This window comes from Saccharopolyspora sp. MMCC62, from assembly GCF_057736575.1.
In genome coordinates, this window is record NZ_JBYKCM010000006.1 from 40,419 (window position 1) to 63,490 (window position 23,072).

General features: G+C 72.7%; 24 protein-coding genes. 16 read left to right on the forward strand and 8 right to left on the reverse strand.

Going from position 1 to position 23,072, the window contains the following annotated elements; translation table 11 throughout:
- The first annotated feature begins 56 nt into the window (after positions 1–56).
- The gene (locus tag AC29IT_RS15710; protein WP_488219173.1) at positions 57–635 is read left to right on the forward strand and encodes a TetR/AcrR family transcriptional regulator; all 579 of its coding nucleotides are present in this window, start codon (positions 57–59) and stop codon (positions 633–635) included.
- Positions 636–647: 12 nt separating this feature from the next.
- On the opposite strand, the gene AC29IT_RS15715 is transcribed toward AC29IT_RS15710, so the two are convergent.
- Positions 648–902 carry a hypothetical protein gene (locus AC29IT_RS15715; protein ID WP_358434243.1) on the reverse strand — a complete coding sequence of 85 codons (255 nt, stop codon included), beginning with the start codon at positions 900–902 and terminating at the stop codon, positions 648–650.
- 220 nt (positions 903–1,122) lie between these two features.
- On the opposite strand from AC29IT_RS15715, the gene AC29IT_RS15720 reads away from it, so the two are divergent.
- Entirely contained in the window at positions 1,123–2,559 is a 1,437-nt protein-coding gene (locus tag AC29IT_RS15720) for a glucose-6-phosphate dehydrogenase (protein WP_488219174.1), read from the forward strand.
- Positions 2,556–4,364, forward strand: a complete 1,809-nt coding sequence (locus tag AC29IT_RS15725) for a glycoside hydrolase family 15 protein (RefSeq protein ID WP_488219175.1) — start codon at positions 2,556–2,558, stop codon at positions 4,362–4,364. The genes AC29IT_RS15720 and AC29IT_RS15725 overlap by 4 nt, the downstream gene beginning before the upstream one ends.
- Positions 4,365–4,488: 124 nt before the next feature.
- On the opposite strand, the gene AC29IT_RS15730 is transcribed toward AC29IT_RS15725, so the two are convergent.
- Positions 4,489–5,181: a GntR family transcriptional regulator gene (locus AC29IT_RS15730; protein ID WP_358434254.1), complete on the reverse strand. Its 693-nt coding sequence runs from the start codon at positions 5,179–5,181 to the stop codon at positions 4,489–4,491.
- 172 nt (positions 5,182–5,353) lie between these two features.
- On the opposite strand from AC29IT_RS15730, the gene AC29IT_RS15735 reads away from it, so the two are divergent.
- The 8 genes from AC29IT_RS15735 (at position 5,354) to AC29IT_RS15770 (ending at position 13,246) form a co-directional block, all read left to right on the forward strand.
- Positions 5,354–7,072 (forward strand): thiamine pyrophosphate-binding protein, encoded by a 1,719-nt coding sequence (locus tag AC29IT_RS15735; protein ID WP_488219176.1) that lies wholly within the window; start codon positions 5,354–5,356, stop codon positions 7,070–7,072.
- A complete protein-coding gene (locus AC29IT_RS15740; RefSeq protein ID WP_488219177.1) occupies positions 7,069–8,469 on the forward strand; it encodes a phenylacetate--CoA ligase family protein in 1,401 nt (466 codons plus the stop codon). The genes AC29IT_RS15735 and AC29IT_RS15740 overlap by 4 nt, the downstream gene beginning before the upstream one ends.
- A gap of 323 nt (positions 8,470–8,792) precedes the next feature.
- Entirely contained in the window at positions 8,793–8,990 is a 198-nt protein-coding gene (locus tag AC29IT_RS15745; RefSeq protein WP_488219178.1) for a hypothetical protein, read from the forward strand.
- Positions 8,984–9,187: a GMC oxidoreductase gene (locus AC29IT_RS15750; RefSeq protein ID WP_488219179.1), complete on the forward strand. Its 204-nt coding sequence runs from the start codon at positions 8,984–8,986 to the stop codon at positions 9,185–9,187. The genes AC29IT_RS15745 and AC29IT_RS15750 overlap by 7 nt, the downstream gene beginning before the upstream one ends.
- Before the next feature lie 83 nt (positions 9,188–9,270).
- A complete protein-coding gene (locus AC29IT_RS15755) occupies positions 9,271–9,624 on the forward strand; it encodes a thioesterase family protein (RefSeq protein WP_488219180.1) in 354 nt (117 codons plus the stop codon).
- 105 nt (positions 9,625–9,729) lie between these two features.
- Positions 9,730–10,455, forward strand: a complete 726-nt coding sequence (locus AC29IT_RS15760) for a GntR family transcriptional regulator (protein ID WP_488219181.1) — start codon at positions 9,730–9,732, stop codon at positions 10,453–10,455.
- Positions 10,456–10,541: 86 nt separating this feature from the next.
- Positions 10,542–11,906, forward strand: coding sequence for a cation:dicarboxylate symporter family transporter (locus tag AC29IT_RS15765; protein WP_488219182.1), 1,365 nt, complete (start codon positions 10,542–10,544; stop codon positions 11,904–11,906).
- Entirely contained in the window at positions 11,903–13,246 is a 1,344-nt protein-coding gene (locus AC29IT_RS15770) for a class-II fumarase/aspartase family protein (protein WP_488219183.1), read from the forward strand. Before AC29IT_RS15765 ends, AC29IT_RS15770 begins: the two co-directional genes overlap by 4 nt.
- Positions 13,247–13,296: 50 nt before the next feature.
- Here the strand turns inward: AC29IT_RS15770 and AC29IT_RS15775 are convergent, their stop codons facing one another.
- The 6 genes from AC29IT_RS15775 to AC29IT_RS15800 form a co-directional block, all read right to left on the reverse strand.
- The gene (locus AC29IT_RS15775; RefSeq protein ID WP_358434283.1) at positions 13,297–14,787 is read right to left on the reverse strand and encodes an aldehyde dehydrogenase; all 1,491 of its coding nucleotides are present in this window, start codon (positions 14,785–14,787) and stop codon (positions 13,297–13,299) included.
- 1 nt (position 14,788) lies between these two features.
- Entirely contained in the window at positions 14,789–15,526 is a 738-nt protein-coding gene (locus AC29IT_RS15780) for an alpha/beta fold hydrolase (protein ID WP_488219184.1), read from the reverse strand.
- A complete protein-coding gene (locus AC29IT_RS15785) occupies positions 15,523–16,074 on the reverse strand; it encodes an amino acid synthesis family protein (RefSeq protein WP_358434289.1) in 552 nt (183 codons plus the stop codon). The genes AC29IT_RS15780 and AC29IT_RS15785 overlap by 4 nt, the downstream gene beginning before the upstream one ends.
- A complete protein-coding gene (locus AC29IT_RS15790; RefSeq protein WP_488219185.1) occupies positions 16,071–16,673 on the reverse strand; it encodes an amino acid synthesis family protein in 603 nt (200 codons plus the stop codon). The genes AC29IT_RS15785 and AC29IT_RS15790 overlap by 4 nt, the downstream gene beginning before the upstream one ends.
- Positions 16,670–17,800, reverse strand: coding sequence for an LLM class flavin-dependent oxidoreductase (locus tag AC29IT_RS15795; RefSeq protein WP_358434293.1), 1,131 nt, complete (start codon positions 17,798–17,800; stop codon positions 16,670–16,672). The genes AC29IT_RS15790 and AC29IT_RS15795 overlap by 4 nt, the downstream gene beginning before the upstream one ends.
- Positions 17,801–17,967: 167 nt before the next feature.
- A complete protein-coding gene (locus AC29IT_RS15800; RefSeq protein ID WP_358434296.1) occupies positions 17,968–18,657 on the reverse strand; it encodes a GntR family transcriptional regulator in 690 nt (229 codons plus the stop codon).
- A gap of 198 nt (positions 18,658–18,855) precedes the next feature.
- Between AC29IT_RS15800 and AC29IT_RS15805 the strand changes: the two genes are divergently transcribed.
- From AC29IT_RS15805 to AC29IT_RS15825, 5 genes are all read left to right on the forward strand, one after another.
- A complete protein-coding gene (locus AC29IT_RS15805; protein ID WP_488219186.1) occupies positions 18,856–19,434 on the forward strand; it encodes a hypothetical protein in 579 nt (192 codons plus the stop codon).
- A 29-nt stretch (positions 19,435–19,463) separates the two neighbouring features.
- Complete coding sequence (locus tag AC29IT_RS15810) at positions 19,464–19,904, forward strand: ester cyclase (protein ID WP_358434302.1); 441 nt, start codon at positions 19,464–19,466, stop codon at positions 19,902–19,904.
- On the forward strand, positions 19,901–20,410 hold the full coding sequence (locus AC29IT_RS15815) for a flavin reductase family protein (protein ID WP_358434305.1): 510 nt from the start codon (positions 19,901–19,903) through the stop codon (positions 20,408–20,410). The genes AC29IT_RS15810 and AC29IT_RS15815 overlap by 4 nt, the downstream gene beginning before the upstream one ends.
- 79 nt (positions 20,411–20,489) lie before the next feature.
- On the forward strand, positions 20,490–21,917 hold the full coding sequence (locus AC29IT_RS15820) for a purine-cytosine permease family protein (protein WP_358434308.1): 1,428 nt from the start codon (positions 20,490–20,492) through the stop codon (positions 21,915–21,917).
- Between the two features lie 107 nt (positions 21,918–22,024).
- Positions 22,025–23,041, forward strand: a complete 1,017-nt coding sequence (locus AC29IT_RS15825; RefSeq protein ID WP_488219187.1) for a 3,4-dihydroxy-2-butanone-4-phosphate synthase — start codon at positions 22,025–22,027, stop codon at positions 23,039–23,041.
- Positions 23,042–23,072: the final 31 nt, after the last annotated feature.

Sequence of the window (23,072 nt, forward strand, 5' to 3'; positions counted from 1 at the left end):
TGTCGCATCACTGTACGCGAGTGATGGGACGGGTGTCGCATCGCTAGGGTGTGCGCATGGCTCGATGGGAACCGGGAGCGCGGGAACGACTGGTCATCGCCGCCGTCGACCTGTTCACCGAACAGGGCTACGACGCCACCAAGGTCGCCGAGATCGCCGAACGCGCCGGCGTCACCCGCAGCACCTTCTTCCGGCACTTCGCCGACAAGCGGGAGGTGCTCGTCGCGGGCCAGGAGGCGCTGAGCGGTCTGCTCGCCGAAGGGATCGCGGCCGCACCCGACGGCGCGAGCCCGGTCGAGGCGGTGTCCGCGGGCCTCGAACGCGCCTCGAACGCGATGGGCCCGGTGAACCGCGAACTGGCACCTCGTATCCAGGCCGCGGTGGCGGCCAGCGCGGAGCTGCAGGAACGGGACGCGCTCAAGAGCGTCGGCCTCGCCGCCGCCATGACCACCGCGCTCCTCGACCGCGGCGTCCCCGACCCGGCCGCGCACCTCGCGGCCGAGCTGGGGCTGCTCGCGTTCAAGAGCGGCTTCGCCCGCTGGTCCGCGGCCGACCGCGACGACCCGACGGAACTGGCGCAGCACGCGCAGGCCGCGCTGGACGAGTTGCGCGCGGCCGCGGCCGCGCTGGGGTGAGCTCCGCGGCCGTCAGCCGCCGACCTCGTCGCCGAAGCGCAGCAGGGAGCGGAAGAAGTCGATCGGCGCGTTCAGCACCGAGCGGGCCCCGTCGCCGAGCGCTCCCCACCAGTGGTTCACCCCGCCCGCCGCGCCGCTCGGATCCTTGGCGATCACCGCCAGCAGCACGATCAATCCCAGCAGCACCAGCACGATCAGCAGGGTGATCAGGCATCCGGTGTTGCGGAGGCGCTTGCGCCAGGACTTGCGCTCGGAACGTTCGGACATGGCGGCCCACCTTCGTCGAGTGGCACCGGACCCTAGAGCAACCGCGGGCCGGTGGGGAGGCCCGCGGCCGAACCGTTGCCGGAACGACCCGAAGATCGTTCCGGTGATCGGGTTTGACCACGCGCGGCGCCGGGGTACGCCGGAAGGGTCCTGATCCACTCCGCTGGAGGAGCGCCATGCGAACCCACCGCGCCGCACCGAGGAACCACGAGGACCACCGGTGAGCGAGAACCCGCCGCTGGTGTTCGTGCTCTTCGGCGCAACCGGCGACTTGGCCGCCCGGAAGCTGTTCCCCGCGCTGGTGCGCCTCGCCCGTGCGGGGAGGCTGCCGTCCCGCTACCGGATCATCGGCTCCGGCAGGCACAGCCCCGGCCCGGACGAGCGGTTCCGCGCGGACCTCGGCGGCTCGGTGCGCGAGCACGCCGCGGATGTGACCGGCCGGGAGTGGGCCGAGTTCGCCGAGCACGTCTCCTTCCAGACCGCCGACTCCGACGACGGCGCCGACCTCGCGGCGGCCGTGCGCGATGCGGACGCGGATCTCGGCGGCGGGGCCCGGGTGCTGCTCTACCTGTCGGTGCCGCCGGAATCGATGCACGACATGGTCGGGATGCTGGCGGACACCGGCCTCTCCGACGGGGCCCGCATCATCCTGGAGAAGCCGTTCGGCCGGGACCTGGAATCCGCGCGCGCCCTCAACGAGGCGGTGCTGCGCGTCTTCCCGGAGCAGCGGGTGTTCCGCATCGACCACTTCCTCGGCAAGGAAGGGGTGCAGGCCGCGCTCGCGCTGCGGATCGGCAACGCGCCGCTGGACGCCGCGTGGGACCGGCGGACCGTGTCCTCGGTGCAGATCGACGTGCCCGAAGACCTCGGCTTGGAAGGCCGGGCGTCGTTCCTGGAATCCACCGGCACGTTCCGGGACATGGTCGCCACCCACCTGTGCCAGCTGCTCGGCACCGTCGCCCTCGAACCACCGCGGCGGTGGGACGCAGACTCGCTGCGCGCGGAGCGGCTGCGGGTGTTCCGCGCGCTGCGGCCGTTCGACCCGGCTCGCGTCGTGTTCGGGCAGTACGACGGCTACCGGGACGAGGACGGCGTCGCCGCGGATTCGCGGACCGAGACCTTCGTGGCGCTGGAGGCGTTCGTCGACGACGACCGCTGGCGCGGCGTGCCGTTCCACCTGCGCACCGGCAAGGCCCTCGCGGCCGCCCGGTGCGCGGTCACCCTCACCTTCCGCTCCCCGCCGGTCGAGGTGCCGGGGGCGCGGGAGGCGCGCACCGCGCTGTCGCTGGAACTGGTCGACGAACCGGAGCTGAGCGTCGACCTGGCCGCGAAGGTTCCCGGGCCGGGGATCGAACTGCGCACCACCACCGCGCGGCTCGAACCGGCCGAGGAGCCCGGTGATCGGGACGGGGACGGCTCGGACGGGGACGGCCGGGACGGGGGATCGGCGCCGGACGCCTACGAACGCCTGCTGTTCGACGTCCTGCGCGGTGATCAGACGTTGTTCGTCAGCTCCGAGGAGGTCGAGCGGCTGTGGGAGGTGTGCGACCCGGTCCTCGCCGACCCGCCGGCCCCGCACCCGTACGAGCAGGGCTCCTGGGGCCCGCGCGCCGCCCTGGAACTGCCCGGGGACGCGGGATGGCGGGTGCCGGGATGAGCGCGGCCGAGGACGCCCGCTACCCGCCGATCAGCGAGCACGGCCTCATCGGCGACCTGCGCACCGCCGCGCTGGTGAGCACCGGCGGCCGCGTCGACTGGTTCTGCGCGCCCCGGTTCGATTCGCCGAGCGTGTTCGGCGCGCTGCTCGACGCCGGCCAAGGCGGCAGCTGGGAACTGCACCCGGCGTGCGAGGTGGTGAACCGGCAGCAGTTCTACTTCCCGGACACCAACATCCTCGTCACCCGCTTCCTCACCGAGGACGGCATGGTCGAGGTGCAGGACTTCATGCCGATCCTGCGCGAACGCGACCCGGACCACCGGCAGCGGCTGGTGCGCCGCATCACCGCGATCCGCGGCACCGTCCGGATGAGCACCCGCGTCGCACCGCGCTTCGACTACGGGCGCGCCGCGCACGAGACCACCGAGACCGGCTGCGGGGTGCGGTTCGACGGGCCCGGGCTCGCGCTGACCCTCGGCGGCACCGTGGACCTGGCCGTGCGCGACGGCGACGCCGAAGCCGAGTTCTCGTTGGCAGCTGGGGAATTCGCGCTGCTGGTGCTGGAGGTCGGCGAGGCGGACTGCGAACCGATGACGGCCGCGGACGGGCTGTTCGACGCCACCGTCGCGTACTGGCGCAGGTGGCTGGCGCACTCGAACTACACCGGTCGCTGGCGCGAGGTGGTGCACCGCTCGGCGCTGACCCTGAAGCTGCTCACGCACGAACCGAGCGGTGCGATCATCGCCGCCCCGACCTGCGCGCTGCCCGAGCGGATCGGCGGTGAGCGGAACTGGGACTACCGGCTCGTGTGGATCCGGGACGCCGCCTTCTCGCTGTACGCGTTGCTGCGGCTGGGATTCACCAGCGAGGCCGAGGACTTCATCGGCTGGCTCACCGACCGGTTCGACGACCCGGGCGACGGCGAACTGGGGCCGCTGCGGGTGATGTACACGATCGACGGCGACCCGGCGGCGGGGGAGGAGGAACTGCCGCACCTGGAGGGCTACCGCGGTTCCGCGCCGGTCCGCATCGGCAACGACGCGGGCGGACAGCTCCAGCTGGACATCTACGGCGAGCTGATCGACTCCGTCTACCTGTACAACAAGCACGGCAGCGGGATCTCGCACCGCAGCTGGACCAACCTGACCCGGGTGCTGGACTGGCTGCTGGCCAACTGGGACCGCCCCGATGAAGGGATCTGGGAGACCCGGGCCGGACGGCAGCGGCACACCTTCTCCCGCCTGATGTGCTGGGTCGGCATCGAACGCATGGTGCGGATGGCGCGCCAGCGCGGGCTGCCCGCCGACCTCCCCCGGTGGACGGCGGAGCGCGACCGCATCTACCACCGCATCATGGACGACTGCTGGGACGAGGAGCACGCCTGCTTCTCCCAGCGCGAAGGGGAGTTCGTGCCGGACGCGGCCGTGCTGCTGATGCCGATGGTGAAGTTCTGCTCCCCGTCCGACCCGCGGTTCCTGTCCACGATCGACGAGCTGGAGCGCTCGCTCGTCGTCGACAGCCTCGTGTTCCGCTACGACCCGGACCAGGCGCCGGACGGGCTCGACGGCGCCGAGGGCACGTTCTCCATCTGCTCGTTCTGGTACGTGGAGGCGCTGGCCCGCAGCGGGCAGGCCGACAAGGCGCGGCTGTCGCTGGAGAAGATGTTCACCTACGCCAACCACCTCGGCCTCTACGCCGAGCAGATCGGGCTCACCGGTGAGCAGCTCGGCAACTTCCCGCAGGCCTTCACCCACCTGTCCCTGATCAGCTCCGCCATCAACACCGACCGAGCCCTGCCCGGCTGAGCCGATCGCCCCGCCGGAGGGACGGTTCTCGCGCTGTGCGGGGGAATGCGCGAGGCGCGCCGTCGTCCGGGGCGTGCCGACGCGGCGCCGGTGGCCGGAATCCCGCCGGTGCGCGGGAGATCGGCTAGTCGACTTCCGGGGGGAGGCCGTCGAGGATGAGCTGCTCGCCGTGCTCGGCGTGGCGGCGGGCCAGCGCCTCGGCCTCGTCGGCGTCGCCCGCGGTGATCGCGGCGAAGATCGCGGCGTGGTCCTCCCAGACCCAGGCGGGCGCGCCGCCCTGCAGCAGCACTTCGCCCATCACGCGCTGGACGTTGCGCCACAGCACGCCGGTCGATTCGGTCAGCAGCGGGTTGCCCGCCGCGTCCACCACGCCGCGGTGGAAGTCGACGTCCGCGGTGATCATGTGTGAGAAGGCGCGGTCCTCGAACGCGCGCTCGCCGGTGCCGACCACGCCGCGCAGCCGCTCCAGGCTCTCGGCGGTGCCGCGCTGGGCGGCGAGCCGGGCGGCCTGGCCGTCGAGGATGGCGCGCAGCTCGAAGAGCTGGCTGACGAACTTCCGGCGCAGCGGCGCCACTTCCAGCCCGCGGCGGCCGAACTCGCGCAGCAGCCCTTCGTTGCGCAGCAGCAGCAACGCCTGCTGCACGGGCTGCCGGGAGACCTGGAAGCGCTCGGCGAGCTGCTCCTGCCGCAGCGGCACGCCGGGCTGCAGCTGACCGGTGCAGATGTCCCGGACGATCGCCTCGTAGACCTGCTCGGTCCGCGACGGCACGGGTGGCAGCGGGGTCACCTTGCCGTCGTCGGGCGAGGGCGCCGCCATGTGCTGCTCCTTCGGGTCTTGCGGGCAGGTACGCGTCCACGGTATCGGCGCGCCCGGCACCACGTCCCTCCGGGAGGTCCGACCTGAATCCGGTGTATTGACTTCTGAATTCAGAGTACCGCATGCTGCGTTCAGATGTGGTCTGCGTTACTCAACGGGGAGGACACGAGGCATGTCAGGACGAGATCCCGTACCCGCCGCGGCAGCGGTGGCCCGCTTCCTGGTCGCCCGCGGCACCGACCGCGTGTTCGGCCTGCAGGGCGGGCACATCCAGCCGGTGTGGGACCAGCTGGCCCGGCTCGGCGTGCGGATCGTGGACGTCCGCGACGAAGGCTCCGCGGTGCACATGGCCCACGCCCACACCGAACTCACCGGACGGCTCGGGGTCGCGCTCGTGACCGCCGGGCCGGGCGTCACCAACACCGTCACCGCCGTCGCGAACGCGTCGATCTCGCGGATACCGCTGCTGGTCATCGGCGGCTGCCCGCCGCAACCGCAGTCGAACATGGGGCCGCTGCAGGACATCCCGCACACCGCCATCCTCGAACCCGTCACCCGGCTCTCGCGCACGCTGCGCTCCGCCGACCAGCTGGTGCGCGAGTTCGACGAGGCGTGGGCGCGGGCGCTCGGCGACCGCGGCGAACCCGGCCCGGTCTACGTGGAGATCCCCACCGACGTGCTGCGCGAGGAGATTCCGCCCGCGCTGGTCACCGAGGAGCACCTGCGGCCGAAGCCGCGCCGCCGGCCGCAACCGCACCCGGACGAGATCGCCGCCGCCGCCGAACTGGTCCGCGGTGCCCGCCGGCCCGCCGTCATCAGCGGCCGCGGCGCCCGCACCACCGACGGCACCGACCTGGTCCGGTTCCTCGACGCGTCCGGCGCGGCCTACCTGGACACCCAGGAGAGCCGCGGGCTGGTCCCGGAGGACCACCCGGCCGGCGTCGGCTCGGCCCGCTCGGCGGTGATGCGGGAGACCGACCTGCTCATCACCGTCGGCAGGCAGCTCGACTTCCAGGTCGGGTTCGGTTCGCCCGCGGTGTTCCCCGAAGCGCGGGTGATCCGCATCGCCGACACCGCGAGCGAGCTCATCGACAACCGGCGCGGGGAGGTGGAACTGCTCGCCGACCCGGGCGATGCGCTGGGCGCGCTCGCCGACGCGCTGCGGGACCACGCACCGGACACCGACTGGCGGGACGGGCTGCGCGCGAAGCACCTCGACCGCGCCGCGAAGTACCGGGCCGCGCTCAGCCGTGCGGAACCCGGATCGGACGGGCTGATGCACCCGAACCGGATCTTCGGGGCGCTCGGCGCGCTCGACCTCGACGACGCCGTCGTGGTCGCCGATGGCGGGGACCTGCTGTCGTTCGCGCGGCTCGGGCTGACCCGGTTCCGCCGGTACCTGGACGCGGGCGCCTTCGGCTGCCTCGGCGTCGGCACCCCGTTCGCGATCGCCGCCGCCCTGGCCGAACCGGGCAAGACCGCGCTCGCCGTGACCGGCGACGGCGCCTTCGGCATCACCGCCACCGAGATCGACACCGCGGTGCGGCACGACGCGAAGATCGTCGTGGTCGTGTCGAACAACCGGGCCTGGAACATCGAGCGCTACGACCAGGCCGAGAACTACGGGCTCGTCGCGGGCACCGAACTCGCCGACTCCGACTACGCGGCGATGGCGCGGGCGTTCGGCGCGCACGGCGAACGCGTCACCGACCCCGCCGAACTGGAAGCGGCGCTGCGGCGGGCGTGGGAGCACGCCCCGGCCGTCGTGGACGTGGTCACCACGCAGGACGCGCCCTCGCCGGACGCGGGCAAGGGGCTCGGCTGGGTCCCCGACTACCAGGCCCTGACCCCCTGGAACGACGCGGAGATCGAACGCAGGAGGACCACGTGAGCTCGGCGATGGAGGAGTGGCGGTTCCCCGCCCGGTACGACCAGGACTACCTGCCCGACCCCGACCAGCCGTACTGGTTCCCGCACCGGGAGACCATGGACCCGCAGGAGCGGGACGCCGCGGTGCTCGCCCGGATGCGCGAGGTGATGGCCTACGCCTACGAGCGTTCCCCGTTCTACCGCCGCAAGTGGGACGCGGTGGACTGCAACCCGGCCGACATCACCTCGTTCGAGGCGTTCGAGCAGGTCCCGGTCGTCACCAAGGAGGAGATGCGGGCCGCGCAGCGCGACCACCCGCCGTTCGGCGACTACGTGTGCGTGGACGACGCGGAGATCCACCACATCCACGGCACCTCCGGCACCACCGGGGCGCCCACCGCGTTCGCGCTCGGGCGCCGGGACTGGGAGGTGATCGCCGACAACCACGCCCGGATCATGTGGGCGATGGGCATCCGCCCCGGCGACACCGTGTTCGTGGCCGCGCTGTTCAGCCTCTACCTCGGCTCGTGGGGCGCGATGGCGGGCGCGGAGCGGTTGCGCTGCCGGGTGCTGCCGTTCGGCGCGGGCGTGCAGGGCATGACGGCCCGCGCGGTGACCTGGCTGGCGCGGGTGCGGCCGCGGGCGTTCTACGCGACGCCGTCCTACGCGCTGCGGCTCGCGGAGGTCGCGCGGCAGGAGAAGATCGACCCGCGCGAGTTCGGGATCGAGGTCATGTTCTTCTCCGGCGAACCGGGCGCCTCGGTGCCCGCCGTGCGCGGCGCCATCGCGGAGGCGTTCGGGGCGCGGGTGGTGGACTGCGGCACGATGGCGGAGATGACGCCGTTCATGTCGGCGTCGGCGACCTCCGGCACCCCGGACGGAATGCTGCTGTGGCAGGACATCGTGTGGCACGAGGTGTGCGACCCGGCCACCTTCCGCGCCGTTCCCTACGGATCCGAGGGCACCCCGGTGTACACGCACCTGGAGCGCACCTCGCAGCCGATGATCCGGTTGGCCTCCAACGACCTCACCCGCTGGGTGATGGAGGACAACCCGTGCGGCCGCACCTACCCGAAGCTGCCGGACGGGGTGTACGGCCGGATCGACGACATGATCCACATCCGCGGGGAGAACGTCTACCCGACCGAAGTGGACGACTACCTGCGCGGGGTCCCCGGCTACGCGGGCGAGCACCGGATCGTGGTGTCCCGCGCCGGAACCATGGACGAGATGACCGTCCGCGCCGAGTGCAGCTACCCGCCGGAGCAGCGGCCCGAGTTCGTCCGCACCACCGGCCAGGGCCTGCAATCCCTGCTCGGCGTCCGCGTCACCTTCGAAACCGTCGACGCGGGCACCTTCCCCCGCGCCGAGCACAAGTCCCGCCGCGTCGTCGACGAACGCGCGCACGCCCGGCGCTGAACCGCCGCACCACCCCGGGCCGATCTCCCGGCCCCGGTTCCCGATTCCGATTCCCGAGAAAACCGCCCGCGCCCCTCCCCGCCCGGAGAACACCGGATTCCGCCTGGTGGCGGTGAAATCCGGCGGGGAGGGCGCTCTCGCGGGGCGCGCCGGGGAGAGCAGCAGCGCGCCCGCCAGTCCGACACAGCCGAGTCACCACGTGATCCGCAGAGAGGTGCATCCCATGACCCTGACGCTGGACCTCACCGCCCGCCGCGTCGAGCACGCGCGCATCCAGCCACAGCGGGATCGCCGAGACCAGTTCCTGCGCCTTCGCCAGGGCGATGGGCACGCACACCGGGCACGTGGCGCCGTGGGGACGCGGGCACCGGAAGTTCTTCGAGGAGCACTTCGCCAACCACCTCATGGTGTTCATGTTCGGCGAGGACCTGCCGGTGGCGACCAACCGCGTCACCCTCGACCCGAGCGCCACCGACTCGGACGGACTGCCCGCCGCGCACGTCAACTGGATTCGGTGCTGAACAAGTGGAACCAGACCTGGGACCTGCCGAACCTGTTCGTGGTGGACGGCAGCGGGTTGACGACGGGAGGCGCGGTCAACCCGACCTCCACGATCGGTGCGCTGTCGGTGCGGTGCGGCGAGTGCATCAAGCGCCGCTTCCACGACATCACCACGCAGCGCACGACGCCGAGCAACGCGGACGCGCCGGAGCCGTAGCGGGGTCGCCGCCCTCCGGTGCTTCCCGCCGGAGGGCGGTTCTCCCGCCAGGACGAGGGATTCCACGATCGGGAGGAGGACGGGTGACCTGTTCGCAGCAGCACGAGGTCGGCCACGAGGACACGGCCGTCGCGTTGGGCAGCGGGGACGTGCCGGTGCTCGGCACGCCGCGGCTGCTCGCCTGGCTGGAGGGGGTGACGGTGGTGGCGGCGCGGCCGCACCTCGCCGAGGGGCAGGTCTCGGTGGGCGCGGCGGTGCGCATCCGGCACCTCGCGCCCACGTCGGTCGGCGAGGTCGTCACGGTGCACGCCGACGTCCTGCCCGCCGAGGGGTCGCGGCGCCGGACCTTCGCGGTGCGCGCCGAGAACGCCCGCGGCGACACGATCGCCGACGGCGAGATCGACCGCGTCGCGGCTCCCCGCACCGCCTTCACCTGACGGCCGCGGGTGAGCGGTCCGCTCGACCGGCGGGCGGGCCGTTCACCCGGGCGGGAGCGGGCGGTGTGGGAGGCTGCGGGAGTGGAGGGTGCCGAGACGTCGTCGATGAAGGAGCCGCGCTACCTGCGGATCGCCCGCGAGCTGGCCGCGGACATCGGGGCGCGCAGCTGGCCGCTGGGGGAGCGGATGCCGCCCGAACCCGAGCTGGCGGCCCGGTTCGGCGTCTCCCGCGAGACCTTGCGCAACGCGCTGCGGGAGGTGGAGTCCTGGGGCCTGGTGTCGCGGCGCAAGGGCGACGGCACCCGGGTGCGGCGGCTGGCCCCGGTGGAGCGCTTCGACACTTCGTTGAACAGCCTGGAAGAGCTGACCCAGTACGGCAGGGACGCGGTGCGGGAGGTCTCCGCGACCGCGGAGGTCACCGTGGACGCCGAGCTGGCGGCGGTGACCGGGTTCCCGGTGGGCGCGGCGCGCGTCCGGCTGACGACGCTGCGCCGGGCCGAGGACGGCGCGGTGGTGTCCTGGTCGCAGGTGTACCTGGCGCCGGAGGACGCGGCGGTGGTGTCCGGCGAGCTGGGCCGCAGCACCCGGTTGATCAGCGATCTGCTGGCCGAGCGCACCGGCCGGGCGACGCACCGGGTGGACCAGCAGGTGCGGGCGGTGCCGATGCCCGCGGAGCCGGCGGAGGTGCTCGGGCTGGAATCCGGTTGTCCCGCCCTGGAATTCGTCCGGCGCTACTTCGACGCGGCGGGCGAGCTGTTCGAGGTGACGGTCGGGGTGCACCCGGGCGGCAGCTTCAGCTACCGCACGACGCTGGTCCGCTCCGGGCAGTAGTCCCGCGGCCGGGGGCATTGACAGGACGGCACCGCAGCCTCAATTCTGTCTAGACAGAAACTGTCTAGACACAAAGAGGTGCAGGCATGAAGTCAGCGGAGCAGCTCCGCGACGGAGGCGCACCGGCCCGCCGCTCCCGCTGGTACACCGGCGTCGGCAACCAGGTGCTGATCTCGATCGTGCTGGGCATCGCCGTCGGTGCCGCGTTCCCCGGGCTCTCCGCCCACCTGAAGGTCGTCGGGGACGTCTTCCTCGACCTGATCAAGGTCGCGGTCGCCCCGCTGGTGTTCTTCACCATCGTGCTGGGCTTCGCCTCGGCCGGAGACCTGAAGAAGGCCGGGCGCACCGGACTGCTCGCCCTGCTCTACTTCGAAGTGGTCTCGACCGTCGCCCTGCTGCTGGGGCTGCTGGTGGGGAACCTGACCGGCGTGGGCACCGGAGCGGGCGCGCTGCGCGGCGCGCAGCACCCGGCGGCCCCGGACACCGGTGCGCACGAGGACTTCCTGGACACCGTGGTGCCGGACAACTTCGCCGGTGCGTTCACCTCCGGGCACCTGCTGCAGGTCGTGGTCATCGCGGTGCTGTTCGGCATCGGGCTGCTCTCGATGGCGCCCGCCGTGCGGACCCGGCTCGGCGCCGGGCTGGAGACCGCGTCCGAGGGTTTCTTCGCGATGATCGGCGTGATCATGCGGCTGGCGCCCCTCGGCACCTTCGGCGCCATCGCGTACTCGGTCGGCACCAACGGGTCCGCGATGCTGCTGGCCCTGGCCGAGCTGGTGGCCGAGTACTGGATCGTGGTCGCGCTGTTCGTCCTCGTCGTGCTCGGCGGGATCTGCCTCGCCATCGGGGTGAACGTGCTGCGGCTGCTGCGCGCGGTGCGCACCGAGCTGACGCTGGTGCTCGGCACCGCCTCCTCCGAGGCCGGGCTGCCCGGCCTGCTCAAGAAGCTCCCGCGGATGGGCATGTCGCAGCAGACCGTCGGGCTGGTGCTGCCGACCGGGTACGCGTTCAACCTGGACGGCACCTCGCTGTACATGGCGCTGTGCACGCTGTTCCTCGCCAACGCCTACGGCATCCCGATGGGGCTGGAGCAGCAGCTCGGCCTGCTGCTGATCATGCTGCTGACCTCGAAGGGGGCGGCGACCGTCTCCGGCGGGACGTTCGTGGTGTTCGCCTCCACGATCACCGCCACCGGCTACCTGCCCGTCGACGGCGTGGCGATCCTGTTCGGCGTGTACCGGGTGATGTCGATGGCGGTCTCCACCTGCAACACCTTCGGCAACGTCGTGGCCACGCTGGTGATCTCGCGGTGGAACGGCGACCTGGACCGGGACCGGTTGCGCGCCGTCCTGGCCGATCCGGCGCTGCTCGACCGGGAACCCGAACCCGAACCCGAACCGATCGCCGCCGCACGCGGCACCGACCCGACGACCTCCGGGAGCAACGCATGAGCAGCACCGTGTTCGACTCGGTCCTGTACCGGGAGATGTTCTCCACCGGCCCGATGCGCGAGGTCTTCAGCGACGCGAGCTTCCTCGCGCGGATGACCGAGACCGAGAGCGCCCTCGCCCGCGCGCAGGCCGCCGTCGGCGTGATCCCGGTCGAGGCGGCGCGCACCATCACCGCCGCCGCCGATTCGGCCGCGCTCGACCTGGAACGGCTGCGCACCGAGACGGAGAACGTCGGCTACCCGGTGCTGCCGCTGGTCACCCAGCTCGCCGAGCAGTGCGGCGAGGCGGGCGGCTACCTGCACTGGGGCGCGACCACCCAGGACATCATGGACACCGCCACGATGTTGCAGTGCCGCGACGGGCTGGACCTCGTCGCCGCCGCCCTCGACCGGGTGCGCGCGGTGCTGCGGCGGCTGGCCGCGGAGCACGTCGACTCGGTGGCGGCCGGGCGCACCCACCTGCAGCACGCGCTGCCGGTGACGTTCGGATTCCGGTGCGCCGTCTGGGTTTCCGCCCTGGACCGCCACGCCGAGCGGCTGGCCGCCGCCCGCGAACGCGACCTGATGGTCCAGTTCGGCGGCGCGGCCGGAACCCTGGCGTCCCTCGGGTCCGGGCCGGAAGGGCTCGCGGTCCGCGCGGCGCTCGCGGCCGAACTGGGGTTGCGCGACCCGGAGATCACCTGGCACGTGGCCCGGGACGGGCTCAACGAGCTCGTGTCGCTGCTGGCGGCGATCGGCGGTTCGCTCGGCAAGATCGGGTGGGACGTGACGATGCTGTGCTCGTCCGAGTTCGGCGAGGTCGCCGAACCGTTCGTGCCCGGCCGCGGCGCGAGTTCCACCATGCCGCAGAAGCGCAACCCCATCTCCAGCGAGCTGATGGTGGCGGCGGCCAAGCTGCTGCGCGACCGGGCCGCCACCATGCTCGACGCGATGATGCAGGACTTCGAGCGGGCCACCGGGCCGTGGCACCTGGAGTGGGCGACCGTGCCGGAGGCGTTCCAGCTGGCGGCTTCCTCCTTGCACCAGGCCGAATTCATGCTCGGCGGCCTCGAGGTCGACGTGGACCGGATGCGCGCCAACACCGACCTGACCGGCGGGCTCATCGTCGCCGAGGCCGTGATGATGGCGGTCGCGCCCGAACTGGGCCGCCAGCGGGCGCACGAGGTGGTCTACGACGCCTGCCGCCGCGCCATCGAAGGCGGGCAGGACCTCGCCACCGAGCTGCGCGGGCACCCGGAACTGGTGGAGCGGCTCGGGGAGCGGCGCATCGACGAGCTCTGCGACCCCGCCAACTACCTCGGCAGCGCCCGCGCCATGACGCGGAACGTGGTCGGCGGCTGACGCGCCGCCGGGTTCCACCGCGCCGTCCGCGGTGGAACCCGGCGGAACGGTCAGGAACCGAGCACGAACGGGTCCCGCGCCGGGCTCTCGTCGGTGTTGATCCACACGCTCTTGAGCCGGGTGTACTCGCGCAGCACCTCGGTGCCGTGCTCGACGCCGACCCCGCTCTGCTTGAACCCGGAGCGCGGCGACATCGGCGACATCGCCCGGTAGGTGTTCACCCACACCGTCCCGGCCTCCAGCACCGAGGCGAGCCGGTGCGCCCGCGCCAGGTCCCGCGTCCACACCCCGGCCGCCAGCCCGTAGGAGGTGTCGTTGGCCAGCGCCACCACCTCCTCCTCGGTGTCGAACGGCATCACCGTGAGCACCGGGCCGAAGATCTCCTCCTGGCAGACCCGCATCCCGTTGTCGGTGTCCACGAACACGGTGGGGGAGTAGAAGTAGCCGTCCAGGCCCACGTCCGGCCGCTCGCCGCCGGTCAGCACCCGGCCGCCCTCCTCGCGGCCGATCCGCACGTACTCCTCGATCTTGTCCCGCTGGTCGCCGAACGCGACCGGGCCGAGCTCGGTCTCCGGCTCCAGCGGGTCGCCGATCTTGATCGTGGCGGCGCGGGCCGAGACCTTCTCCAGCACCTCGTCGTAGACGCCGCGTTGCAAGAACACCCGGCTGCCCGCGATGCAGGTCTGCCCGGCCGCGGCGAAGATCCCGGCGACGATGCCCATCGCGGCGCTGTCGGTGTCGGCGTCGTCGAAGACGATGTTCGGCGACTTGCCGCCCAGCTCCAGCGTCACCGGCACGAACCGGGAACCGCAGGCGGCGGAGATCCGCGAACCGGTCGCGGTGCTGCCGGTGAAGCTGAGCTTCGCGACCTGCGGGTGCTCCACCAGCGCGTTCCCGGCGTCCGCGCCGAACCCGGTGACCACGTTGACCACGCCCGGCGGGAAACCGGCCTGCTCGAACAGCGGCACCAGCTCGAGCACCGACGCCGAGGTGTGCTCGGACGGCTTGATCACCACGGTGTTGCCCGCGGCCAGCGCGGGCGCGATCTTCGCGGTGGTCAGCATCAGCGGCGAGTTCCACGGGGTGATCGCCCCGACCACGCCCACCGGCTCGCGCTGGGTGTAGTTGAGCAGCTTGGTGCTGTTCGCGGGGATGACCTCGCCGTGGATCTTGTCGGCGTAGCCGGCGTAGTAGTAGAAGTACTCCGGGATCCCGGCCAGCTGGGACCGCATCTCGCGCAGCAGCTTGCCGTTGTCCAGGGTCTCGGTGCGGGCCAGGTCCTCGGCGTTCTCGGTGATGAGGTCGCCGAGCCTGCGCAGCAGCCGCCCGCGCGCGGTCTGGGACAGGTCGCGCCAGGACGGCGCCTCGAACGCCGCCCGCGCGGCGCGCACCGCGCGGTCCACGTCCGCCTCGGTGCCGCGCGCCGCCTCGTACCAGGGCTGCGCGGTGGTCGGGTTGGTGCTGGCGAAGTAGCCGCCTTCGGCCGGGGCGACCCACTCGCCTGCGATGTAGTGCTCGTAGCGGGGGAGTTCGGTGCTCATCTCAACGCTCCACGGTCGTGCGGGTGAGGTGCGTGCGGATCTCGGCGACCAGCCGGTCCGGTCGTTCCAGCGGCAGCAGGTGCCGGGCGCCGGGGACGACGACGGCGTGCGCGTCCGGGATGGTCGCGGCCAGGTGCTCGGTCATCGCGGGCGTCGAACCGGGGTCCTCGGCCCCGGTGATCACCAGCGTCGGCGCGGTGATCCCGGGCAGCAGCGGCGCGAGCTCCCGGTCCGCCGTCGCGAAGATCCGGTAGCAGGCCAGGTAGGCGTCCAGGTCGTTGGCCAGCAGGGTGGTGCGCAGCCGGTCGGCCAGTTCCGGTTCGCGCGCCTGCCAGTCCCGGCTCATCCACCGCTGCACGGCGGCCTCGGCGGTCCCGGCGAAGTCCTGCGCCACGCCGCGCAGCCGGTCGCCGACCGCGGCCGACTGCTCCGGGCTGCGGGCGGCCACCGAGCTCACCAGCACCAGCGACCGCACCAGCTCGGGGCGGCGCACCGCGAGGCACTGCGCCACCAGCGCGCCGAGCGAGAACCCGACCAGGTGCGCGGGGCCGTCCAGCCGCCGCGCCACCGCCGCGGCGAGGTCGTCGAGCTCCGCGTCCGGCTCGACGGCCCCGCCCGCGCCGTGCCCGGGCAGGTCCGGGGCCAGCACCGGGTTGTCCCGGGCCAGCTCCGGCGCGGAGCGCTCCCACATCCGGTGGTCCAGGCCCACGCCGTGCAGCAGGACCAGCTGCTCGGTCATCGTTCGCTCGACAGCGGGGCGAGCCGCGCCTGCGGACGGCCCTGCGCCGCCGCGGCCAGCCCGACCACGATCTCGTCGGCGCGCGGTGCGTCGGCCAGCCGCACCTCGATGCTCTGGTGGTGCGAGCGGATCGTCGCGTCGGTGATGTGCTTGAGCGGGATGTCGAAGACGGTGCCCGCCGCGGCGCGCTTCTCCACCGCGGGCAGCAGGGTGGTGGCGTTCGCGGCCTGCCGGAAGTGGTCGCCGAACTTCAAGGTGTGGATCAGCGCCGAACCGTGCTCGACCTCGCCGTCCAGCCCGACGACGGCGGCCTTGCCGTAGGCCTCGATCGGCGCGCCCAGCGCCTCCACCACGCGCGGGGCGAGCAGGGCGCCCAGCGGGGACGCGAACTCCTCGATGCCCGGTGCGAGGTCTTCCACGAATCCCCGGCCGGCCCACGGGTTCTGCAGCACCGCCAGCACCACCGCGGTGCGCGCCCGCGGGTCGACGGGGCGGCCGCCCTCGGTGAGCACGTCCTCGGTGTAGCTCACGATCTTGCGGATGTTCATCGGTCCTCCAGGTCTGCCAGCCGCACCGCGGGATCCGTCTTGCGGTCGCCGATGCGGGCGTTGGGGCGCGGTCCGGTCGACGCGGCCGCGATGACGACGATCTCGTCGGCGGCGGGCGCGTCCGGGATGCGCACCGGGATGGTCTGGTAGTGCGAGCGGGTGGCGGCGTCGGTCTTGTGCCAGATCGGCACGGTCAGCGTGGTCCCGGCGGGCCCGCGCTCGTCGGAGAACACGATGACCGAGGTCCCGCCCGCCAGTTCCCGCAGCACGTTGCCGAAGTACGGGGTGTGGATCAGCGCCGAGCCGTGCTCGATCTCGCCGTCCAGCCCGACGATGGCGGCCTTGCCGAACGCGGTGATCTCGGCCTCGCCACCGTTCGCCGTGGCCAGCGCCGCGACGAGCTCGTCGTGCAGGGTGCGCGCCAGGCCGGGCGCGATCCGCTCCACCTCCGCGGACAGGTCGGCGACGTGGCCGCGGCCCGCCCACGGGTTCGGGATCACCGCGGCCGCGGCGGCCCGGTGCGCGGTGGACTCCACCGGGGAGCCCAGTTCGCGCAGCACCGTCTCCGTCGTCGTGACGACCTTGCGCGGCCCGCTCACGAGCCGGAGCCCTGGAAGCGCGGCATGACCTTCTCGGTGAACAGTTCGAGGCTGCGCATCGCGTGCTCGTGGCGCAGGCCGGGGTGCGTGGTCCACAGCAGCAGGTGCTCCAGGTTCAGCTCTTCCTGCAACTCCTCGATCTTGCCCGCCACGTGCTCGGGGGTGCCGACGAGCAGGTTGCGCTGCTCCAGGAACTCGAAGGACAGCTCGTGGGCGTCGGTGAGCTCCTCGCCGGCCTCCATCAGGTTGCCCAGCCCGCGCCAGTGGGTGATCCACTTGTAGGAGGTCAGCAGCGCCTCCTCGAACCGGGCGCGGGCCTGCTCCATGGTGTCGGCGACGAACACGTCGCGGACCAGGCCGATGCCCTCGCCCAGCGCCAGGTCCCGGCCCGCCGCCTGCGCGGAGTCCTTGTACAGCTGGAAGCGGTCCTTGAGCGCCGAGATCGGCGGCAGCCAGAACAGCCCCTGCACGCCCTGCTGGGCGGCGGTCTGGATGGACCGCGGGCTGTCGATCACCTGCCACAGCGGCGGGTGCGGGCGCTGGTAGGGGCGCGGGGTGACGGCGAGCTTGGTGATCACGCCGTCCTCGGTGAACTCCGGCGTGGCGGGCGAGAGCGGGTGCTCCCAGCGCACGCCGGGGGCCGGGAAGGTGTAGAAGCGCCCGTCGTGCGAGAAGAACTCGTTCGACCACGCCTTCTGCAGGATCTCCACGGTCTCGTCGAACAGCGCCCGGTTCTGCTCCTGGTCGCGCGGGTCGGCGAGCGTGTTGAGGTTCAGCGCCTCCCGCCCGTAGAGCCCGCGGCCCAGGCCGACCTCGACGCGGCCGCCGGAGAGCTGGTCGAGCTGCGCGATGTCCTCGGCCAGCCGCAGCGGGTGCCAGAACGTGGCGATGTTCGCGGCCTGCCCGATGCGGATGTTCTCGGTGCGGGCGGCGATGTCCGCGCCCATCAGCACCGGGTTCGCGATCAGCTCGTAGCCCTCGTGGCCGAAGTGGTGCTCGGTGTACCAGATGGACCAGAACCCGGCCTGGTCCGCGTACTGCGCGAACTCCCGGGTCTCGTTCATGACCTGGTCGTACTCGCCGAACCGCCCGGGTGCGCCGAGGTTGTGGAAGATGGAGAAACGCATGTCTGCCTCCACGTCGAGGAGATGGATCCGCACCGGACGGTGCGCGGGTGCCGCGGAGACCGGACGGGCGCGGGGTTCGCGCCGCCGGGCGGGCGTGCTCGGGGGACCACCGCGGGGGAGATCTCCCCGCGGTGGCCGGTTCCTGTGCCGGGCCGGGACCGGCCGGATCACTCCGGGGCGGGCTGCTCCCGGTGGGTCATGGCTTCCCGCTCGCTGCAGCGGACGTGGTCGCGCATGGCCTGCTCGGCGCCGAACGCGTCCTTGTCCACGATCCGCTTGAACACCTCGTGGTGTTCGTGCAGCGAGGCGCCCAGCCGTCCCGGGTGGCGCAACGTGTTCATCACGACCCGGTGGTAGGCGAGCTGGTTCATCAGCATCTGGTAGTGCTCGGCGAGCCTGCTGTTGTCCGCGCCCTGGATGACCAGGCCGTGGAAGTCGTGCACCAGCTGGGCGTAGCGCTCCACGTCGCCGTCGGCGACGGCGCGTTCGGACTCGGCGAGGTTGTCGCGCAGCAGGTCGGTCTCCGCGACGCGGCCCCGCTGCGCCAGCAGCTGCACGCCGAGCCCTTCCAGCACCGCCTTCAGCTGGAACAGCTCGCCGAGCTCGCGCCGGGACGGTTCGCGCACGAAGCTGCCGACGCGGGGGACGACCTCGACCAGGCCTTCGGTCTGGAGCTGCTGGAGGGCTTCCCTGATGGGAGTCCGGCTCGTGCCGTAGGTCTCGGCGAGCGTGCCTTCCGACAGCAGCGCACCGGGCTGGTGCTCGCCGCGGATGATCGCCTCGCGCAAGCCGTCCAGCACTCGGGCCCGAGCGCCCCGGGCTTGCATACCAGTGGCCCGTGTTCCGGTCTCTTGCATGGCAGGCACGCTAGCCAGCTCCTGCCGCGGAGGTCAATGGGAAACCGTGATTTTCTCGCCGTACTGCCTGGTGATCGGCGATCTCGGCAGTTGATCCCCAGTGGATTCTTGACAGTGACCCAGTCCACTCGTAGCGTCCCGCTGACATACAAGCAGGGTCGAACGGACGGGTGATCGATCCGGACGGGGGACGAAGCGGTGGTCGATGCGGCGGAACCCGGAACCGGTGACCTGGCCAAGGCGGTGGACGTGCTGGCCGCGGAACTGGAACTGCTCACCGGTCACCGGCCGGTGCGGCGGCGCCTCGTCCCCGGCCAGGCCCACGTGCACCGGATCGCCCTGACCTGGTGCGGCCGCCGGGACGAACCGGAGGTCTGCCTCCAGGTCCTCGCCCACCCCGCCGCCACCGGCACCGACCCCGGCTGGCTGCCCGCGGAAGCGGGCGCGCTGGCCGAGGCGGTCGACATCAAGGCTCGCGCCGAACGGTTCAAGGACCGCGACGCCGGGATCGCGGCCTGGACCGGGCGGACCGGGCCGGGCTACCACCTCGTGCTGCTCGACACCGCGGGCGACCGGACCCGCGCCGAGCTGGACGGCAGGTGCGCGGCGCTGGAAGCCGGGTACCTCGACGGCGCGGGCTGGATGCGCTTGTACACCGACGGAAGGTTCGGCGAGGGAACGTTCACCCGAGTCGTGGAGCGCGTGCGCAACGACGTGCGCAGCCGCCTGGGCACCCCCGGCGGGCGCGCGCCGAACAGGAACCAGGGCCTGTGCTGACCCTGGACAGGGCATCGAAGGAGTGACACATGGCCGCAGGACAGGACTCGCCGCGCAAGCAGCGGATCCGCGCAGCGTGGACCGCGTGCTGGGACCGCGGGGACGTCGACGCGCTCGACGAGCTGCTGGCCCCGGACTACGCCCGGACCTCGGCGTCCGATGGCGCGGTGCAGGACCGCGCCGGGTTCAAGGAATCGATCCTGACCACCAGGGACGCGTTCCCCGACCTCACCACCGAGGTCGAGGAGCTGGTGGAGGAGGACGACCGGGTGGTGATCCGCTGGCGCAGCCGCGGCACCCACACCGAGACCTTCCTGGACGTGCCGCCCACCGGCCGCGCCGTCGAGGTCGTCGGCGTCACCTTCGCCACCTTCGACGGCGACCGGGTGACCGCGGAATGGGTCACCTGGGACCCGCGCCAGCTGCTGCGGGCGCTGGGCATCATCTCGATCGGGGAGGGAAACCGATGAGCACGCGGACCGAGCAGGCCGTCGACCCCGCAGCGGTGCGCGAGGTGCACCGCCGCTTCGTCACCGGCGTCACCGTGGTGACCGCGATGGACGGGGAGGTGCCGCGCGGGCTCGCCGTGAACGCGTTCTGCAGCGTCTCGCTGGAACCGCCGATGGTGATGGTCTGCGTGCAGACCACCTCCAGCACCTATCCGGCGCTGGTGCGCGCGAACCACCTCGGCATCAACATCCTCGCCGCCGACCAGCTGCCGGTCGCCGGGGTGTTCGCCTCCAAGAGCACCGACAAGTTCGCCGAGGTCGACTGGTCGCCCGGCCCGCACGGTTCGCCGCTGCTGACCGGCTCGGCGGCCGCCGTCGAAGTGGAGATCGGCGAACGGCTCCGCGCCGCCACCCACACCGTGTTCGTCGGCCGCATCGTGCAGGCCGAGCACCGCGACGTCGACCCGCTCGTGTACCGGGCCGGGAAGTTCTTCGCGCCCGCCGACATGACTCCGCTCAGCCCCTGATCCTGATCCCCCGCCTGCGAGGCCGACTCCGGTCCGCCCCGCACGCCGAGCCGTTCCGGCTCTCAGCACTGGAGAGACCATGACCCACGAGTCAGCGCCGACTCCGCAGCCCGCGTACGGCGAATCGGTGACGACGGTCGAGCCCTTCGGCGTCGACCACATCCCCGACTCCGAACGCCACGGCAAGCCGAGTTCCCAGTTCTTCGTCTGGTTCGCGGCCAACCTCAACTTCCCGATCATGATGCTCGGGTTCAACGCCATCGCCCTCGGCCTCAGCTTCACCTCCGCCGTCACCGCGGTCGCCGCCGGTGCCCTCGCCGGATCGCTGCTGATGGCCACCATGTCCCGGATGGGCGTGCGGCTCGGCGTGCCGCAGCAGATCCAGGCTCGCGGCCCGCTCGGGTTCCTCGGCAACTTCATCCCGGTCGCCTACATCAACGTCTTCGCCGGGGTCGGCTGGGCGTCGGTGACGGTGATCCTCGGCGGCAAGGCCATCGCCGAACTGCTGCCGGTGCCGTTCTGGGTCGGTTCGCTGCTGCTGACGCTGGTGCAGCTGGTGGTGGCGATCTACGGCTACAACATGATCCACTACCTGGAGCGGATCCTGGCGTTCGTGCTGCTCGCCCTGTTCCTGCTCATCACCGTGGTCGCGCTGGCGCGCGGCGCGGGCACGTTCCACGCCGACACCACCGCCGACGGCTACATCGGCGGCTGGGGCGGGTGGATCACCTTCGCCGGTGCCTTCTTCGCGTTCCTGGTGGCGTGGTCGCCGTTCGCCTCCGACTACTCCCGCTACCTGCCGGACACCAAGCGCAGCGGCAAGCTGACCGCGCTGTTCACCGGCCTCGGTACCTTCATCACCGTGTTCTGGCTGGGCGTCGTCGGCGCGCTGCTGGGCAACAGCGCCACCACCAGCGATTCGATCGCGGCGCTGCACCAGCTCACCGGGCCGTTCGCGGTGCCCGCGCTGGCCGCGGTGATCCTCTCGGCGCTGTCGCAGAACTTCCTCAACGTCTACGGCGGGGCGATCTCGCTGCAGACGCTGCGGGTGCCGCTGACCCGGCCGCAGGGCGTGGCGCTGATCTGCGTGCTCGGCTTCCTGATCAGCCTGTGGGGCGAGACGGGGATCGAGGCGAAGTTCGAGGTCTTCCTGAGCCTGACCGCGTACTTCATCGCCCCGTTCGCCGCGGTGCTGCTGCTGGACTACTACGTGGGCGGGCGCTCGGACCGCAGCCGCATCGGTGAGCTCTACGACCGGAGCCGCGTCGTGGGCTGGGGCTTCGTGGCCTGGGCGGCCGGCGTGCTGCTGTCGGTGCCGTTCTGGCACTCGGCCCTGTACACCGGGCCGCTCGCCGCGGCCCACCCGGAATGGGGTTCGCTCGGCAACTACGTCGCCGCCGCGGTGGCCGCGGTCGTCTACCTGGCCACCCGCCGGTTGCCGTACCTGTGGTCGCGGGGTTCGGCACCGCGTACCGGGGACGGCGTGCCGGTCTCGTCGAAGTCGTAACGCCCCGCGGGGCACGAACCGGTCCTGCGGCGGGCGTTCCCGCCGCAGGACCGGACTTCCGGCACGTGGTCCTATGTGGACGGAGCGGGCCGCAGCGAGGAGGAAGCATGACCATCACCGCCGACGCCGGTGCGGCGCCACCGGCCGGGCTCACCGACCCGGTGGCCACCGCGCTCGACGGGCTCGCCGCCGGACGGGCCGTCGTGGTGCTCGACGACTCCGGGCCGGAGGACGCCGCGCACCTGGTGTTCGCCGCCGAGCACGCCACGCCGCGGCTCGTCGCGTTCGCCGTCCGGCACACCGCGGGCCTGCTCCGGGCGGCGATCGACGCCGGCCGCGCCGACGCGCTGCGACTCCCGCCGATGACGCGGAACGGCGACCGGGCGGGCGGCGCGGTGCACTCGATCGCGGTGGACGCGATCCGCGACGTCGGCACCGGGATCTCGGCGGCCGACCGGGCGCGCACCATCGCCGCGCTGGCCGATCCGCGCACCACCGCGGCCGATCTCGCGCGACCCGGACACGTGCTGCCGCTGCGGGTGGCGGCCGCGGGCGTGCTCGCCCACCGCGGTCCCGCGGAGGCCGCCGCCGACCTGGCCGCGCTCGCCGGGCTGCAGCGCGCGGGCGCGTTCGGCGAACTCGTCGGCCTGGACGACCCGACCCGGCTGGCAGGTGCCGCTGAGGCTCGCCGGTTCGCGCAGCGGCACCGGCTCGCGGTGGTGTCCGTCGACGAGCTCGCGGAGCACCGGATGCGGCGGGACGGCCTGGTCGAACGGGGTGCGGACGCGCGCCTGCCGTTGCCCGCCGGGACCTTCCGCGCCGTCGCCTACCGCGCCCGGGACGGGCGGGAACACCTGGCGCTGGTGCGCGGCACGCCCGGGGACGGGTCGCCGGTGCACGTCCACCGGGAGTGCGCGCTCGCCGAGATCGCCGCCGCGCTGCACTGCGGTTGCCGCGCCGAGCTGGACGCGGCGCTGGCCGCGGTGGCCGGGCGGGACGACGGAGTGGTCGTGCTGCTGCGCGCGGGCGGGCGCGCGGGGACCTGCGGTGCGCAGCCGAGCGCGCGGGAGGCGCGGGAACTGGACCTGACCGCGGAGGCGATCCTCGCCGACCTGCGCGACTGACCGCTGCCGGTGCTGCCGCTCCAGGGACGGG